Source organism: Pseudomonas sp. NPDC089547, from assembly GCF_050280665.1.
GTDB lineage: Bacteria > Pseudomonadota > Gammaproteobacteria > Pseudomonadales > Pseudomonadaceae > Aquipseudomonas.
This window is the reverse complement of sequence record NZ_JBNNVS010000004.1, coordinates 46269-62085: the sequence shown is the minus strand read 5'-3', so window position 1 is coordinate 62085 and position 15817 is coordinate 46269. Positions and strand designations below refer to the sequence as shown.

At 63.3% G+C, this 15817-nt stretch carries 12 protein-coding genes; 8 read left to right on the top strand and 4 right to left on the bottom strand.

From position 1 onward, the window contains the following. Positions 1-216: 216 nt before the first annotated feature. The 3 genes from ACQKPZ_RS04085 to ACQKPZ_RS04075 all read right to left on the bottom strand — a co-directional run bounded on the left by ACQKPZ_RS04085 (position 217) and on the right by ACQKPZ_RS04075 (position 8290). Positions 217-4626, bottom strand: a complete 4410-nt coding sequence (locus ACQKPZ_RS04085; RefSeq protein WP_427535679.1) for an NEL-type E3 ubiquitin ligase domain-containing protein — start codon at positions 4624-4626, stop codon at positions 217-219. A 78-nt stretch (positions 4627-4704) separates the two neighbouring features. Beyond that, complete coding sequence (locus tag ACQKPZ_RS04080; RefSeq protein WP_427535863.1) at positions 4705-7065, bottom strand: DNA polymerase II; 2361 nt, start codon at positions 7063-7065, stop codon at positions 4705-4707. 34 nt (positions 7066-7099) lie between these two features. Beyond that, entirely contained in the window at positions 7100-8290 is a 1191-nt protein-coding gene (locus ACQKPZ_RS04075; RefSeq protein WP_427535676.1) for an MFS transporter, read from the bottom strand. Positions 8291-8407: 117 nt separating this feature from the next. Here ACQKPZ_RS04075 and ACQKPZ_RS04070 point away from each other — a divergent pair, with 117 nt between their 5' ends. Next, positions 8408-9304 carry a LysR family transcriptional regulator gene (locus ACQKPZ_RS04070; protein WP_427535674.1) on the top strand — a complete coding sequence of 299 codons (897 nt, stop codon included), beginning with the start codon at positions 8408-8410 and terminating at the stop codon, positions 9302-9304. Here ACQKPZ_RS04070 and ACQKPZ_RS04065 read toward each other — a convergent pair. Beyond that, entirely contained in the window at positions 9285-10205 is a 921-nt protein-coding gene (locus tag ACQKPZ_RS04065; protein WP_427535672.1) for a LysR substrate-binding domain-containing protein, read from the bottom strand. The two genes, ACQKPZ_RS04070 and ACQKPZ_RS04065, sit on opposite strands and share 20 nt — an antisense overlap. A 159-nt stretch (positions 10206-10364) precedes the next feature. On the opposite strand from ACQKPZ_RS04065, the gene ACQKPZ_RS04060 reads away from it, so the two are divergent. The 7 genes from ACQKPZ_RS04060 (at position 10365) to ACQKPZ_RS04030 (ending at position 15815) form a co-directional block, all read left to right on the top strand. Next, on the top strand, positions 10365-11153 hold the full coding sequence (locus tag ACQKPZ_RS04060) for a YqcI/YcgG family protein (RefSeq protein ID WP_427535670.1): 789 nt from the start codon (positions 10365-10367) through the stop codon (positions 11151-11153). Positions 11154-11155: 2 nt separating this feature from the next. Further along, the gene (locus tag ACQKPZ_RS04055; protein WP_427535668.1) at positions 11156-11782 is read left to right on the top strand and encodes a LysE family translocator; all 627 of its coding nucleotides are present in this window, start codon (positions 11156-11158) and stop codon (positions 11780-11782) included. 27 nt (positions 11783-11809) lie between these two features. Then, positions 11810-12892 (top strand): hypothetical protein, encoded by a 1083-nt coding sequence (locus ACQKPZ_RS04050; protein WP_427535666.1) that lies wholly within the window; start codon positions 11810-11812, stop codon positions 12890-12892. 137 nt (positions 12893-13029) lie between these two features. Then, positions 13030-13725, top strand: a complete 696-nt coding sequence (locus tag ACQKPZ_RS04045; RefSeq protein ID WP_391136735.1) for a sel1 repeat family protein — start codon at positions 13030-13032, stop codon at positions 13723-13725. A gap of 253 nt (positions 13726-13978) precedes the next feature. After that, the gene (locus ACQKPZ_RS04040; protein WP_403201031.1) at positions 13979-14671 is read left to right on the top strand and encodes an AzlC family ABC transporter permease; all 693 of its coding nucleotides are present in this window, start codon (positions 13979-13981) and stop codon (positions 14669-14671) included. Next, entirely contained in the window at positions 14668-14982 is a 315-nt protein-coding gene (locus ACQKPZ_RS04035; RefSeq protein WP_016714697.1) for an AzlD domain-containing protein, read from the top strand. The genes ACQKPZ_RS04040 and ACQKPZ_RS04035 overlap by 4 nt, the downstream gene beginning before the upstream one ends. Then, entirely contained in the window at positions 14979-15815 is an 837-nt protein-coding gene (locus ACQKPZ_RS04030) for an AraC family ligand binding domain-containing protein (protein WP_427535664.1), read from the top strand. Before ACQKPZ_RS04035 ends, ACQKPZ_RS04030 begins: the two co-directional genes overlap by 4 nt. Positions 15816-15817 lie beyond the last annotated feature (2 nt).

The window sequence follows — 15817 nt, the reverse complement described above, 5'->3', positions numbered from 1 at the left end:
TTATTCTCTCGATAAACCAAAGACTACAGATCATGGAGAAAGATCCGACGCGGGAGCCTAAACCAACGGCCCGCAGCGTGCTCGGCACAAAAGTAACTTCCGATTTCCATGACCGGCCGGCGACATCTGCGCCAATATCGCCGGATAGTCTGAGCATAGCGCAAAGCCGCTGACCAGCAGCAGGGCCCAATGGCCGATCAACGAGTTGCGCTGACGCTAAGGCGTATTTCTATCCAGCGCCTCAAAGGTCAACTGCAGCAGCACCGCATGCTCCCGTTGCTGATTGCTGATCTGCAGCCGTGCGATCTGCTCCTCTTGATTACCCAGTGCCATCAGCCGCTCCAACTCATCATGCATGTGTTGCGGCACTTGCAGGCGAGCAGGGAACTGCTCCCGCAGGTAGTCCTGCCAGAACCGCTGCCTCGCGAGGTATTGCGCAATGCCTTCCCGGGTTTGTGCCGCCAGCACGAACTCACGCGCCGAGCGAATGTCTTGCGCTTGCAGACCGGGGATACCGGCATACAACATTTCCCCTGGCTGGGCCGGCAAATCCAGCGACGTACGCAAGGCGATCCGGTAAGCCAGGGCGAACTCGACCGACTCATTACCCGCCCCCACCCGTCGGGCATGTTCAACGGCAACCTGGTCGAGCAGCGCCAAGCGCCACAAACGCCCCCCGAGCCACAACAAAGCCTGTTCAGGCCGCCGCTCGAACCGACCGTGGCGCGTTCGCCATATCATCACCCGCAGTTCCAGGTCAGCGAATCGGGCAGTGGCGTTGTCCTGGCAGTCGGTCGCCGCTGCATGTTCGAACAGCTCACGCCTCAGGACACTGTCTTCATCCATTGCTTCGAACATTTCGAGCACCCGGGCAGCCAGCGCAGATGCAGTCGAGGAGAACTTGAAGGCACCGGATGCCGTCAGCACCGACAGGGTGTTGAAGAAGTCGGCGGATTGTTGCTCGGCCTCCAGATGCACCCAAAGCGCTGCCATTACGTCGCGACGCTCGGGCGCCACCACATCCAGAAAACGCAACCGGTATGGCACGCGACTCGCTTCAAGCCAATGCCAGGCAGACAGCGCGTGCGGCGCAGCCGCCAGCAAATTACCGGAAAGGTCGACCCTGCCCGAGCGCCACAGTTGCGACCGATGAAAATCGTCAGGCAGCGTCGAAATATTGTTACCGCTCAGGTCGAGCGTATGCAGGTGCGGCGCGTCCATCACTCCGTAGGGAAACTCAGGCAACTGAGTGCGGGACAGGTGCAGGGCATTGAGCTCGGTCATGGCAAAAATCGAAAATGCACTGCGCAATGGGTTTTCTGAAAGGTTCAGGTACACCAGGGCGCGGCAACCGGCCAGGATCAATGCCTGGCTTGCGTCAAGAACCAGTTGGTTGCTCGACAGATCAAGCACTTCCAGCCTTTGGGCAAGCAACAGAGGCACAGGCAAACGCTTGAGTCGGCAGCTGGTGATTTCAAGGTTGCGCAAGTTTGGAAACGCCCGCAGAAATTCGTCAGGAACCTGCTCCAGGCGCATGGAGCGCAAGGCCAGTATCGACACGTGCGGGAAGCTCACTTGCGCCGGCAGGGCAGGCAGTAACCGTAAACGGCTGCGGGTCTGAGTCAGCATGAAGCGCCCCTCTTCCACAGCCACATTCTCTTGAAGCTCCGGAACAAGCCAGCGCCAGCAGTCGATCAGGCCCTTCCTGAACTCACGCCGGGCGACCAGTTCCGGTGTCGGAAAGGCGTCACGCACCCACCTGTCAAGGTGCGTGTTGAGCAGTGCATATTGCTGCTCCAGCATGTGCAATCTGGCCGTTGCGTCGCCAGACGCCAGCCAATGGCCGATCTGCTCATCGCTAAAGGCCGGGTACAGGTCTCGAAGCCGTGCCTGAAGCGCCCTTGGCCTGAGCCGCCCCAGCGCAGCCCATAACCTGCCACCAGCCATGGGGTAGCCAACCCGGCCGTCATCGAGCCGTTGCGGCGCCAGAAACGACCCACGCGGCCGGTCCACACTCAGCACTTCCACCACGGCCTGCCGTTGGCCATTGGCAACGGTTGCCAACGCCTGACGCAGTGCGGGCACAAAAGCGTGGTCCTGGCCGATGACCGCTTGTGATTCGGCGTCATAGGCTGCCGCCAGGGTCTCGAACAGCTCGCCCGCACCACCGGCAGATGCGTGCCCATGCTCACGCAAGCGGAACATCCCTTGCTGGTGAAGCAAGTCAAACGTTGGCCCAGCACCCTCGATCGTCAGCAGCGGTTCGCTGGCATCACCGTCGAACAATCGCCAGCCGCGGCCGTCAGCCCCTGGCACGTGCGCCAGCAGGCTCAGCACCACCCGCGCCAGGTCGAGATTTTGTGGTGTGTCGATGTGCAGCGCTTCATACACCCGCGCCACTCGAATCCGTGCAACCTGCAACCTGGCCGCCTCGGCCATGAACAATGGCACGCGCCCGGTCTCACGCATCAACTCCAGGTCATCCTCGCTGGCATTGCGCATCACCTCCTGCGCCGCCAAGCGGTGCAAGCTGGCGAAGTCCCGGCGTAACGGGCGCGCAGTTTCCGTGGCCGGATGCTGTTCTTCGTACAGCGCTTGCAACAACTCTCGTCGCCGCGCCCAGGCCACATCGGCCAGCGCCGGCCCACCTTCGCCGGCCGCATCGGGGAGGCTCATGACCCGCGCCAGCAACTGGGGGTCGGCGGTGGCTGCCCCTTCATGCAACTGGCTGACCAGCGTGCGGATCCGACCGGCGAGCAACAGGCGGTCGACGGTGTCCGCCAGCACGGCTTCCGGCGGCCGACCATACACATGCCATGCCCGCAAGTGCTGCTCGTCAAGGCCGTGGATTGCCAGCGCCTGTTCGACCTGCACATCATCGAGGTCGCTGTATGGCCTGCCCAGGCGGCGGAACAGCTGGCGTGTGTCAGCCCATTCGGCAGGCTGCTCGCTCCACAGCCGCCACGCACCGGCACCATTGTGGCGCAGCAGTGGGGCGTAGCCCTGATAAGGGAGCAATTGCCACTGTTCATCAGCGCTACGCCAGGTCACTTCATACCAGTGGCCGTCCATGCTGATCCAGCAGCGCTCGCCAAGGCGATGCACGCCCTGCTCATCCATCGCCGTGGTGTTCGGCGGGCTTACGCTGCGGTAGGGCACAAGGTCTGTGTTCCACAGTTTTTCCTCACCACTTTGCAGTTGTGCCGGCACCAGATTGTCCACCGCGCTCCAGGCACGTCGGGCCGTAGCGACTACCGCCACGGTTGCACCGACAGCCAGCAGCCCTTTGCCTACATTCAGCAGATGCGCCAGCGCTGCATTGCGCTCGTTGTGTTGCCAGTCACCGACCGCCTGGAACGTTTGCTCAAGCAGCTCCCAGGCCATTACACCCAGCAATACCGCGCCGATGCCTGGCACAAACATCCCTGCAATACCCAGCAGCGTCCAGCCTTCAGCACGCAAGCGGCGGCCATGCTCAGCCTGGACCTCGCGATCAAGCAGGGCTACCGGTGGGGCGATGGTCGCCGCATCGTCCTTGATACGGGCGACCCAGTCATCAGCAAGGCGCTCGAACAGCGGCAGGTTATAGGCAGAAGTCTGCTCATCAAGGTCCCTGGTTGCCCAGTCGGCGACGTCATCCAGCCGTTCACTGACAGCCGAGAAGAACCGCTGGCTATCGCGACGGCGCACGAAGCGGGTGAAGAAACGCCGGTAGTCATCGTTGCGCAGGCGTTTACCAAGCACCCGGCGGGCGTAACCCTCCAGGTCGCTGCTCTCGCTCCAGGCGCCCAGCGGGTCACCCGGCACATAGACCAACACGCGTTTGCTGGTGTTGTACAACACGCCTTTATCAACCACATCCAGCACCACAATCTGTTGCATGCGGCAACCGAACAGCTCCAGTTGCCGCACCCTCACCGGCGCCCCCTCAAGCTTGCCATGCCTGTCTTGAAGGCAGAGTTCCACCACCCACTGCAGCTGGGCTGTGCCCAGCACGCCCTGCGCCCTGGCCTGAAGGGCGTCGACCAGCATGCTGTAGCGTTGCCGTCGAGCCATTATTGCCCTGACTGTTGGCTGGAGGACGGAATCAAGATGCGCCTGGTACTTCTGGCCCAGATCCAGCGCCCGGCACAAACTGACAAAACCCGGTGCGGATAGCTCGGGACGCGTGGCGCCAAATTCATCGACCAGGCAATTCCTGCGCGGCTGCTCACGCTGCTGCTCTTCGGTGAAATTGCCCAACGCCGCTTCGAGCAGAGGGATGTCGTAGTAATCGCTGTCGGCAACAGGAAGCCGACCGGTCACATAGCTGACGGTAGGCGAGGTGTAGTAGTACCACTGACGAAGGTACAGGCGATCGACGTCGGGGCTGTCACTGGCACCGAGCGCTTGCTGCAGCAAGGGCCGGGTAAACTCATCCAGGTTACGTAGCCGCGCCAGCGCTGCCGCCAGGCTTTCACGGCAGGCCAGCAACTGCGGCAGGGCCTGGCTCAGGAGCGTGTATTCGGCCACGCTCAGCCTCGCCATCCAGGCTGGCAAGCGCTGTGCAATGTAGTGGTCCTGGCATGCTTGCGCGACGGCAAGGGCATCGACCGCAGTCGGTTGTGAAGTGGAATTACCCTGCATCTCTGCCTCCGCGATGGCGTGAAGGCGCGAGTTTGCGCATTGTCACGTCATGCCGACGCCTAGCTATCTACTACCCGTTCAGAACAGCATCAATTGCTGGTCGATCAGGCGTGTGAAGTCATCACCCACGAAAGGCAGGATGGCATCTGCCACCGGTTGCAGCTGACGGCTGATGTAATGGTCATAGTCGATAGGTGCTTGCAGGTTTTCCAGCGGTTCCGGGCCGGCCGTGGTGATCACGTAGCTGATCCAGCCCCCGCGCTGGTATTGCAACGGGCGCTCCAGCTGCCTGTTGTACGCGTCGGCAAGGCGTGCGGCGCGCACATGTGGCGGTACATTGCGCTGGTAGTCGGCCAGCGGTCGGCGCAAGCGCTTGCGATACACCAGCAACTCGTCCTGCTCGCCCGCCAATGTACGCCGCACGTACTCGCACAGATAATCGCGGTAAGGCTCACCACGAAATACCCGGCCGTAAAGCTCCTGCTGGAACTGCCGGGCCAGCGGTGACCAGTCGGTGCGCACCGACTCCAGGCCCTTGTAGACCATTTCTTCAGCGCCGTCTGCGCGTTGTACCAGCCCTGCATAGCGCTTTTTGCTGCCTTCGTCGGTGCCACGGATGGTGGGCATCAGGAACCGCCGGTAATGCACCTCGAACTGCAGTTCGAGGGCGCATTGCAGGTTCAGGGTTTCGCGCAGATGCCTTTGCCACCATTGATTGACCTCGGCCACCAGCTCGCGGCCGATGCGCGTCGCGTCTTCCTCGGCATGCGCCCCCTTGAGCCAGACGAAAGTGGAGTCGGTGTCGCCATAGATCACGTCAAAACCGCGGGCCTCGATCAGCGCCCTGGTCTGGCGCATGATCTGGTGCCCACGCATGGTGATGGACGAGGCCAGGCGCGGGTCGAAAAAGCGACAACCACTGGAGCCCAGCACACCATAGAATGCGTTCATGATGATCTTCAGCGCCTGCGACAACGCCGCATTACCGTCACGTTTGGCGGCTTCCCTGCCCTGCCACACACGCTCGACGATGGCCGGCAGGCAATGCTGGCTTCGCGAAAAGCGCCCGCCCCGAAAACCTTCCACCGAATGCTCCTCATCGGGAACACGCAAGCCTTCCACCAAGCCCACCGGGTCGATCAGAAAGGTACGAATGATCGACGGGTACAGGCTTTTGTAGTCCAGCACCAGTACCGAGTCGTACAGGCCAGGGCGCGAGTCCATGACGAAGCCACCGGGGCTGGCTTCTTCCGGGCGGCTGCCAAGGTTGGGGGCAACAAAGCCCATACGGTGCATCTGCGGCATGTACAAATGGCAAAAGGCGGCGACCGACCCACCGCTGCGGTCTACCGCCAGGCCGGTGACCGAAGAGCGCTCCAGCAGGAACTCGAGCAGCCGGGTGTGGGCAAAGATGCGGGTGACCAGCTCGCAGTCCTTGAGGTTGTAACGTGCAAGGGCCGGTTTGTCCTCGGCAAAGCGCCGGTTGATTTCGTCCATGCGCTGGTAGGGGGTGTCGATGGCCTTGCCTTCACCCAGCAAGGTCTGGGCAACACTCTCCAGGCTGAACGACGGGAAACTCCAGGTGGCCGAGCGCAGCGCCTCGATACCATCAATCAACAGCCGCCCCGGGGCATCGGCGAACACGTGGCCACCGCCGGCATGGCTGCGCAAGGTCATCGGGGCACCCTTACGCCCCAGCGCCAGCGGCACCTGCAGCGCTTTGGCGTGTTCATGCAACAGGCGCAGGTCGAACTGGATCAGGTTCCAGCCGATGATTGCATCGGGATCATGCTCGGCCATCCACTGGTTGAGACACGCCAGCAGTGCCGCGCGGTCGGCGCAGTAGTGCAGGTCGAAATCGACGCCGTCGGCGGAACCGTTGGCCGGGCCAAGCATATACACCTGGCGCTGGCCACAGCCTTCAAGGGCGATGCTGTACAGCTCGCCCCGCTCGCTGGTTTCGATGTCCAGCGACACCAGGCGCAGCGGCGGGCGATAACCTGGCGAAGGCTTGAGCTGGGCATCGCAGAGCACGCCCTGAGCATCGGGCTGGCCGGCGAACTGTACCGGGGCCGTGATGAAGCGCTCCATCAGGTAGCGTTCGGGCGGGCGGATATCGGCTTCGAATACATCGATGCCGGCACTGCGCATGCGCTGCTCCACCTGCATCAATTGCCGGTGCTGCCGGCAGTACAACCCCAGCACCGGGCGCTGGTCGAAGTCCTTCAGGCGCAGTGGCCGCAGCTCGACGCCGGGCTCGTTGGCCAGTAACACCCGCGCATGCGCCTCATGCGCCTGCGGGATGAACGCCACCGAAACCTGCGGCGCCAGGCGTAGTAGCCGTGGCCCCTGATCGGTTGCCAGCCAGAACTCCACGCAGGTGCCTTCGGGCGTGTCATGCCAATGACGGGTCAGCACAAACCCCTGCTGCAACTCCACTGCGTCGACCTCTGCTGAAAACCGCAATTCTACGCTACCGTGCCCCCGCCACGAAGCCACTTCTGCGCGCAGCCCAGGCCATCAACAAGGCCACCGCGATCAATGCCAACACCACCCCGCCAAAGGCCTCGGTCCCGCCCCGCACGAGCAACACGCCCCCCACGATCCCGCCCAGGGCAATAGCGCTGTTCCATACAGTGACCAGCATCGATTGCGCCACATCCCCGCCCTCGCCCGCTGCATCGGCACAAGCCGTCTGCAGCAGGGTCGGTGCACCACCGTAGGTCAACCCCCACAAGGCAATGCTCACATACATCCACCACGAAGATGCCTGCCCCAATGCCAGTGTGGCCAGGGCAAAACCGGCCAGGCTCAGCAACACCAGCTTGCGCAAATGGCGGTCGACCAGCGCCCCCACCAGACCGATGCCGGCCAGCGCCGACAGGCCAAATACCATCAACACCGGACCAATGTCCGCAGCCATGCCAGCCGCCGCCAGCAACGGCACAATGTAGGTGTAGAGAATGTTGTGGCCAAGAATCCAGCTCAGGATCACCAGCAACACCACCAACACCCCCGGCGTGCGCAGCACCTGCATGGCCGCCGGGCGCTTGCCGGCAGCATGCCCCGGGTAGTCCGGCACCGAGCGCAGCACCCACACCACCAGCAGCACCGCCACCAAAGTGACCACCACAAACGTTGCACGCCAGCCCAGCCCTGCACCCAGCCAGGTGGCGATGGGCAGCCCGAGCGACAAGGCAATCGGCTGGCCAAGCATGGCCAACGCCATGGCCCGGCCCTGCTGGGCTACCGGCACCATGCGTCGGGCGTGCCCGGCGATCAGGCCCCAAGCCAGCCCGGCTGCCGCGCCGGTGAAAAAGCGCAGCACCAGGGTCAGGCCGTTGGAGGTCGACAAGGCCGTCAGCCCGTTGAACAGCACGAAGCCGACGATCGCCAGCAACAGCGCCTTGCGGCGATACCAACCCTGGGTCAGGGTCACCAGCGGGATTGCCGTCAACAAAGAGCCCAGCGCATAGGCCGTGACCCATTGCCCCGCCATCGCCTGGCTGATTTGCATGCCGTCGGCGATCTGGTCGAGTAGGCCCGCCGGCAGGGTTTCGCTGAGGATGGCGATGAAGCCGGTCATGGCCAGCGCCAGTAGCCCGCTGAGAGGCAGGCGTTCGCTGCTGGCGCTCAGCAACGGTGCGGATGATGTCTGGGACATTGCAAATGCCTTGAGTAGGAAACGAGGCGATCAGTCTGCAAGTTACGGCCATTGCGGAAAAAGACGGTTACAATGCCGGTCACCTCGGACATTCATGTCCGCAATCGGGAATGCAGCATGGACAGTCTCAGCGGCTTCGTGGTCTTCAACCGGGTAGCCGAGACCCGCAGCTTCGTCGCCGCTGGCCAATCGCTGGGCATCAGTGCCTCGGCCGTGGGCAAACGCGTGGCACGGCTGGAAAACCGCCTGGGTGTGCGCCTGTTCCACCGCAGCACACGCAGCATCACCCTCACTGCCGAGGGCACGCTGTTCCTTGAGCGCAGCAGGCGCATCCTGGCGGAAATCGAGGCCACCGAGCAGGAACTGTCGCAGGCTAGCGAAACCCCGCGCGGCCGCCTGCGCGTGAGCATGCCGCAAGTCACCGGGTTGGTGATGCCGGCGCTGGCCGAGTTCATGGCGCGGTACCCGCAGGTGGAGCTGGACCTGGACTTTTCCGACCGTATTGTGGATATCGTCGGCGAAGGCTTTGATGTGGTGATGCGCGGCGGGCAGCCGGTGGATTCGCGGCTCAACGCCAAGTTTCTGGGGCACTTCCAGCACCGCCTGGTGGCCTCGCCAGAGTACCTGCGCGAACGCGGCACGCCCCTGCACCCGCGCGACCTGGCGGCACACACCTGCCTCCATTACCGCTTCCCCAGCAACGGCAAGCTGGAAACCTGGCCGCTGCGCCAGGAGCACCCCGATCAAGCCTACGACATCCCCATTTCGATGGTATGCAACCATGTCGAGACGCGCGTCTGCTTTGCCGTCAACCACCGCGGCATCACCTGCCTGCCCGACTTCACCGTGCGCCGCGAACTGGGCAATGGCGCGCTGGTCACCGTACTCGACAGTTTCATGGAGCGGCGCGGCAGCTTCTATCTGCTGTGGCCGTCCGGGCGGCAGATGCCGCCGAAGTTGCGGGTGTTCATCGACTTCATGCTCGAACGGGTATTCAACCGTACAGGTAGTTGATGTCCTTGTAGGCCAGCGGTGGTACCTGGCCAAGCAGGAAGTCGCGCAGCTTGTGCATCTGCCGCGCCTTGGGGCTGGCCTTGAGCCAGGTCATGTAGTAGCCGTCGCCGGTGGCCACCGCGTGCTTGAACGGCGTCACCAGCCGCCCGGCCGCCAGGTCGGCACTGGCCAGCACCAGGTCGACCACTGAAATACCCAAGCCTTGCTGGGCAGCAGAAATGCCCTGGTCGAGGGTGTCGAACACCTGCCCCTGGTCGATGCTGATGTCCAGCGCGTCCATGCGTGCCAGCCAGCGCCGCCAGTCACGCCGGTCGGGGGACGGGTGCAGGAACTCGCATTGGGTCAGGTCGGCCAGTTCGGGTTGCACTTGCGGCATGTAATCGGGGTGGCACACCGGGATCAGCCATTCATCGAACAGCTTGAAGCTCTCGATATCAGCAGGGAAACGCCCGTTGGCCAACAGGATGGCGCAGTCGTAGGGCTCGGAATAGAAGTCCACGGTGTCGATGTCCATCCACACGCTGGACAGTTGCACGCTGCAGTTGTCATCGGCCTTCTTGAACGCATCCAGCGCCCGCAGCAGCCAGCGCACCGTGAGCGTGGACGGGGCTTTCAGGCGCAGGCCATAGCGGTCCTGACGCAGCAATGCGCAGGCATTTTCGATGATCTTGAAGCCAACCTTGAGCTCTTGCGCCAGTAGCCGGCCGTGCTCGGTCAGGCTGAGCTTGGGCCCACGGCGTTCGAACAGGTCACAGCCGAACATGGCCTCAAGCGTCTTGATGTGATGGCTGACGGCCCCTTGGGTCAGGGCCAGTTCCTCTGCCGCACGGGTAAAAGAGCCATAGCGAGAGGCCACCTCGAAGGCACGCAGGGCGTGCAAGGCCTGAATCCGTTCCGACATGGCGGCGTCCCGAGCATGAGTAAGACTAATAGTAGGTCATAGTTCCACGCGTTTTACAACGTCGGGAGCGTTTCGGAAAATGCAGGTAAATATCAAACATAACCAAGATCCTGCCTGCATGTGACTGGAACGTTCACTTAATTAACGCCTGGGGAAATCATGTTTACGGGATATGGAAATTGCTATCGCCTGGATGCGCTGGAGCTAACTGCTGAACATGATCGCAACATGCAACACTGGGCTTACACAACCATAGAACATTTTCGCAGTATCCTTGCCAACCCCGACTTCCCCTGCCTGTTCGGCCGCAAGGCAGTCAACGGCCAAACCTGCCACATACTTTTCGCCCGCGCCGAGCAACTGGCCGATGACATCGCCCAGGGCCTGGCCGACTACGTGCGCACCATCGCCCCGATCGCTCCCAAGCAGCGCATCGGCAGCCCGCTGGTGGTGTTCCTCGAAACCGCCGCCGATTACACCTTGGCCGAACAGCAGGCACTGGCCTGGAAAGTGCTGCGTGGCGTGCATGCACGCGACCCGCATCCATGGCCGCAGGGCATCCCGACCGACCCCGACGACAATGGCTGGTCGTTCTGCTACGCCGGCATGCCGCTGTTCATCAACATGAACTTCCCCGGCCACCAGCAGATGAAAAGCCGCAACCTGGGGCACCACATCACGTTCGTTATCAACCCGCGGGAGAACTTCGACGAAGTGGCCAACGCCAACACCGAGAGTGGCAAGCGGATCCGCGAGCGCATCCGCGAGCGCGTGCACCACTACAACGACGGCGTCGTACCCGACACCCTTGGCTTTTTCGGCGATACCGACAACTACGAATGGAAGCAGTACCAACTGCAGGAGGCAGGCTCGCTCAACCCGTCACGCTGCCCGTTCCACGCCCATACCGCACACCAGCCGACACCCGACTTACTGATCGAGAACTGACCGTGAATACCGCACTCACCGCCACCTATGCCCTCACCGTCCTGCTGCTCATCGCCACCCCCGGCCCGGTGGTGGCGCTGATCGTCAACACCGCGGCCGCCTCCGGCTCGCGCAAGGCCATGTTCACCGCCGTTGGTACCAACTGGGCGTCACTGGTGCTGATCGGCGCTGCAGCCTGGATCATCCTCACCAGCGCCGCCATCGACAAGGCCTGGCTCAGCGCCATGAGCCTGCTCGGGTGCCTGTTCATCGGCTACATCGCCGTGGGCACGCTCAGGGACGCCCTCAAGGCGCCTGCCCCGCAAGCCGCGAACGACGCCCCCAAGGCTGGCCGCGGCGGGCTGATGCAAGGCTTCATGGTGGGCATATCCAACCCCAAGGACATCATTTTCTTCATCGCCTTCTTCCCGCAGTTCATCCAGATCACCGAGTCGTTCGGCAAAAGCATGGTGGTGCTGTCGCTGCTGTGGGTAGCCATTGATTTCGCCGTGCTCAGCCTGTACATCTTTGCCATCGGCAAGATCGCCTCGCAGCGCAGCAACCGCGTCATCAGCCTTGCCTCGGGCGTTGCCCTGATACTGATCGCTGCCGGTGGCCTGCTGTACAACCTCAAGGAACTGGCGGCCTGAACGTGAAGCGCAACCGAAGGAGAGAGCATGACCGCGATTGACACGAGCCCGTCTCCTTCGCCGTTGCAACAGGACTACCAGCGCTTTCTGCTGCTAGGCAGCCGGCGTGCCCCCCACACCCTGCGCGTGCATGAAACCGGCTACCGGTCCGGCACCATCAACACCGATGCCCTGGGCTTGCGCTACAGCCATTGCGCCGGCAAACGCTTTTCGGCGGCTGAACGCGGCGGCGCCTCACGTATCAACTTGCTGGTCGGCGGCTCCACGGCCCTGGGTATCGGCGCCAGTTCCGATGAACACACGGTGGCCTCGCACCTGTCGATGCTCACCGGCGAGGTCTGGCTGAGCCTGGCCGGTTGCGGGCTCAATGCCAGCCAGGAGCTGCTGATGTTCCTGACCCACCAGCACCGCCTTGGCCAACTCGGTCACGTGGTAGTGCTCAGCGGCCTCAACAGCCTGGCCCACGAAGCCCTGTGCGAGGTGCTTGCCAGCCCCAACGATCCGCAGCAGGCCAAGGCCTATCAGGATTTTCTCAACAGTTTCAGCGAAGGCATGCAGCCTGCCGCGCCACCCCGACGGCAATCGCTGTGGCGGCGCATCGGCAAGGCCCTTGCCGCGCCCGCGGTCGAGCCCCCGGCCAATTGGCCGCTGTCCCCCCCGGAAAAGCGCCTGGCCCGCGCTGCCGACACCATAGGCCGTACCTTGCGCCAATGGGACCGGCTGCTGGCGGACAGCCACGCCACCCTCACCTTCATCCTGCAACCGTTGTTGCCATGGTGCCGGGATACCCTGCCCGCCGGCGAGCAGGCCATGCTGACTGCGCTGCAGCAGCAACCGGCGCACTTCGACCGGCTGCTGGAGGGCACCTTCGACAGCCAGTTGCATTCGGCGTTTTTCCGCCGCATCAAGAGCCAGGCCGACCCGGTACCCTGCTACGACATGAACGGCATGCTCAGCAGTTCGCCGGTATTTGGCGCCGACCTGTTCATCGACCGGCTGCATCTGAATGACCTGGGTAACAATGCCTTGGCCAAAGTCATAACAGCCAAGCTTGGCCTGGCCCAGGAAAAACACGCCCAGCGCAAGGTCACGCCGATCAAGCTCGTCTGACAGTTGCCAGGTGGTCTTCCGGCAAGCGCCTTGGGTGGCTAGAATAGGCAGTCGTTCCGATTTTCCCGAGGCGTACGCTTGACCGCCATTCACATCGAAGCCGTCCATTCTTGCCTGGCCGCCCAAGGGGCCTGGCTGTGAGCCGCATGCGACGCCTGCCCACGCTGTTGGTCGCCTTGATGCCGCTGGCTGCGCACGCGCTTGAGGTGCGTATCGACCCTCATGCCGACCTGCTCTACCGCCAGGCCTTGCCCCTGCTGGAGCAAGCCGATAACCAGGGCGACGATGCCGGCATGCTGCGCACCGTTGTGGGCAGCGACCCCGAGCTTAATCGCCAGGGGCAGGCCATGGCCCACACCCTGCCAACAGCGGTCGCCCTGCTGAAAAAATCGGTAGAACTGGGCCACCCGGTCGCGCAGTACCGATTGGCGCTGTATTACATGACGTATCTGCCTGCCGCGCAAATTCCAGATGCTGCCTGCCCATTGCTCGAAGCCAGCCTCAAGCAGGGCTTTGCCGCACCCGCGCCCGCCATCGCCACCTGGTGCCGACCGTATAACACCAGCAGCGAGTACCGCGCAGCGCTGGAGGCCATCCCCAGCATGGCCACCGTGTACGCCCCCTATTACCCGCAACCCGCAACCCGCCTGGCCTGCAGTCGCAGCCGACCGCAAGGCCTGGACATGCTGTGGGGGCGCCAGCGCGACTACCAGGCCGAGGTCTACCGCCTGCTCGGCGACCTGGACCCACAGCACCGCCCCAGCCTGTTGCAGAAAGCCGTGGAGATCAACGGCTGCGTGACGGCGCAACAGCGCCTGAGCAGTCATCCATAATCCTCGGCCAGACGCGGTCCCAGTGGGGCAAATGTCTTGCTCAAACCTTGAAATCCGCACGATCGTCGTAGGAGCAGCCTTGTGCTGCGAAGAGGCCGGTAAGGCTGAAGATTATCTTCGCCTGCACCGGCCTTTTCGCAGCACAAGGCTGCTCCTACAGGGCTGAAATCGAAGCTGGTCAGCAAGATCGTTCAAGCCATCCCCCTGCCCCGTCTGGCATGCTGCTCTGCCTCGTACACGCATTGCAGCCATCATGCCCCACATTGCTCGCCAAGCCTTCCTCCACGGCGCCATCGCCATCATGCCGTTGTCCCTCGCCGTGGCCCCATGGGGCCTGCTGGCCGGTTCCATGGCCATCGAGGCCAACCTCAGTGCCTGGCAGGGGCAAGGCCTATCGGCCATCGTCTTCGCCGGTGCCGCGCAGCTGGTCGCGATCGGCATGCTCAAGGGCGGCGCCAACCTGGCGTCGATCCTGCTCACCACCCTTTTGCTGACCTCGCAGCACCTGCTTTATGGCCTGTCGATGCGCCCGGTGTTGTCCAGCCAGCCGCTGCGCTGGCGCCTGGGCCTGGGCTTTCTGCTCACCGACGAGTTCTTTGCCCTGACCAGCCAGTACGACCAGCAGCAGTTCAACCGCTGGTACGCTTTGGGGGTGGGCCTGACGTTCTACGTCGCCTGGAACCTGTTCACCCTGGCCGGCATCCTGCTGGGCCAGAACATTCCCCACCTGGACCAGTTCGGCCTGGACTTTTCCATCGTCGCCACCTTCGTCGCCCTGATCGCACCGCTGGTGCGCAACCTGCCCACGGTTGTCTGCGTAGCCGTGTCGCTGTTCTGCTCGGTGCTGTTCAGCCACTGGCACTGGGAAACCGCCCTGGTGGCCGCAGGCCTGCTGGGCATGAGCGCCGGGTTCATCTGCCAGAAATTTGCCGGAGCCCGAGCATGACCTGGATCCTGATTTTCGCCATGGGCGCCATCGTGTTTCTCAACCGCTATGCATTCCTGGAGCCGCGCCTGCCCCTGCGCCTTAGCTCCAACGCCCGGCAGTTTCTTGGCTTTGCCGTGCCCGGCATGCTCACCGCCATCTGCGGCCCGATCATCTTCATGCCCGACCACCAGTTGAACCTGAGCCTGCTCAACCCTTACCTGCTGGGTTCACTGGTGGCCATCGCCCTGGTGCTGTTGACCCGCAGCGTATTGCTGAGCATGCTGGTGAGCATGTTGATCTTCTTCTTCCTGCGCAGCTGGCTGGCATGACCACGCCCCTGCGCGAGCAGACACACCTCTGGCAGGCGCCGGCCCTTGGCGACGTCGAGATGCTGCATGCGCGTTATTTCCAGCAGCGTTTCGCCCCGCATGTGCACGAAGGCTACGTGTTCACCGTGATCGAGTCCGGCGCACAACGTTTTTGGCACCGCGGCAGCGAGCACCTGGCGCCGGTCGGCAGCATGGTGCTGATCAACCCCGACGAGCTGCATACTGGTGCCACCGCCCATGAAGCGGGCTGGCGCTATCGCGGCTTCTACCCCAAGCACGAGCGGGTAACCGGCGTGCTGGACGAACTGGAACTGGGCCGCCACGGCATGCCCAGCTTCAAGGACAGCGTAATCCACGACCCTGCCCTGGCCCTCGCCTTCAGCCAGCTGCACCAGCTGTCCGAAGCCGGCGCCAGCGCGCTACAGCAGCAAACTGCCTGGCGCCATGCGGTACTGGCCCTGGTGCAACGGCACGGGCAATGCGCCGAACCCTTGGCCCCCGGCCACGAACCCCTGGCCGTGGCCCGCGCCCGCGAACTGCTGGAAAGCCAGCTGGCCGACCCGCCCTCGCTCGAAGCGCTGGCGGCAGCCGTCAACCTGTCGCCGTTCCACTTCGCCCGGGTGTTCCGCCAGGCCACCGGCCTGCCGCCGCACGCCTGGCTGAAGCAACGTCGCCTGGCCCGCGCACGAGAGATGCTGAAGAGCGGCCTGGTTGCTTCGGAGGTGGCCTTCGACCTTGGTTTTGCCGACCAGAGCCATTTGAGCCGGCAGTTCAAGCAAGCCTACGGGGTGACCCCGGGGGCGTATCGGCAGGCATGCGTTCAATCTGTTTAGCC

Coding starts and splice junctions, on each gene's coding strand:
- ACQKPZ_RS04030 (WP_427535664.1), top strand. CDS start 14,979: ATGACCACGCCCCTGCGCGAGCAGACACACCTCTGGCAGGCGCCGGCC.
- ACQKPZ_RS04035 (WP_016714697.1), top strand. CDS start 14,668: ATGACCTGGATCCTGATTTTCGCCATGGGCGCCATCGTGTTTCTCAAC.
- ACQKPZ_RS04060 (WP_427535670.1), top strand. CDS start 10,365: ATGTTTACGGGATATGGAAATTGCTATCGCCTGGATGCGCTGGAGCTA.
- ACQKPZ_RS04040 (WP_403201031.1), top strand. CDS start 13,979: ATGCCCCACATTGCTCGCCAAGCCTTCCTCCACGGCGCCATCGCCATC.
- ACQKPZ_RS04050 (WP_427535666.1), top strand. CDS start 11,810: ATGACCGCGATTGACACGAGCCCGTCTCCTTCGCCGTTGCAACAGGAC.
- ACQKPZ_RS04070 (WP_427535674.1), top strand. CDS start 8,408: ATGGACAGTCTCAGCGGCTTCGTGGTCTTCAACCGGGTAGCCGAGACC.
- ACQKPZ_RS04085 (WP_427535679.1), bottom strand. CDS start 4,626: ATGCAGGGTAATTCCACTTCACAACCGACTGCGGTCGATGCCCTTGCC.
- ACQKPZ_RS04075 (WP_427535676.1), bottom strand. CDS start 8,290: ATGTCCCAGACATCATCCGCACCGTTGCTGAGCGCCAGCAGCGAACGC.
- ACQKPZ_RS04065 (WP_427535672.1), bottom strand. CDS start 10,205: ATGTCGGAACGGATTCAGGCCTTGCACGCCCTGCGTGCCTTCGAGGTG.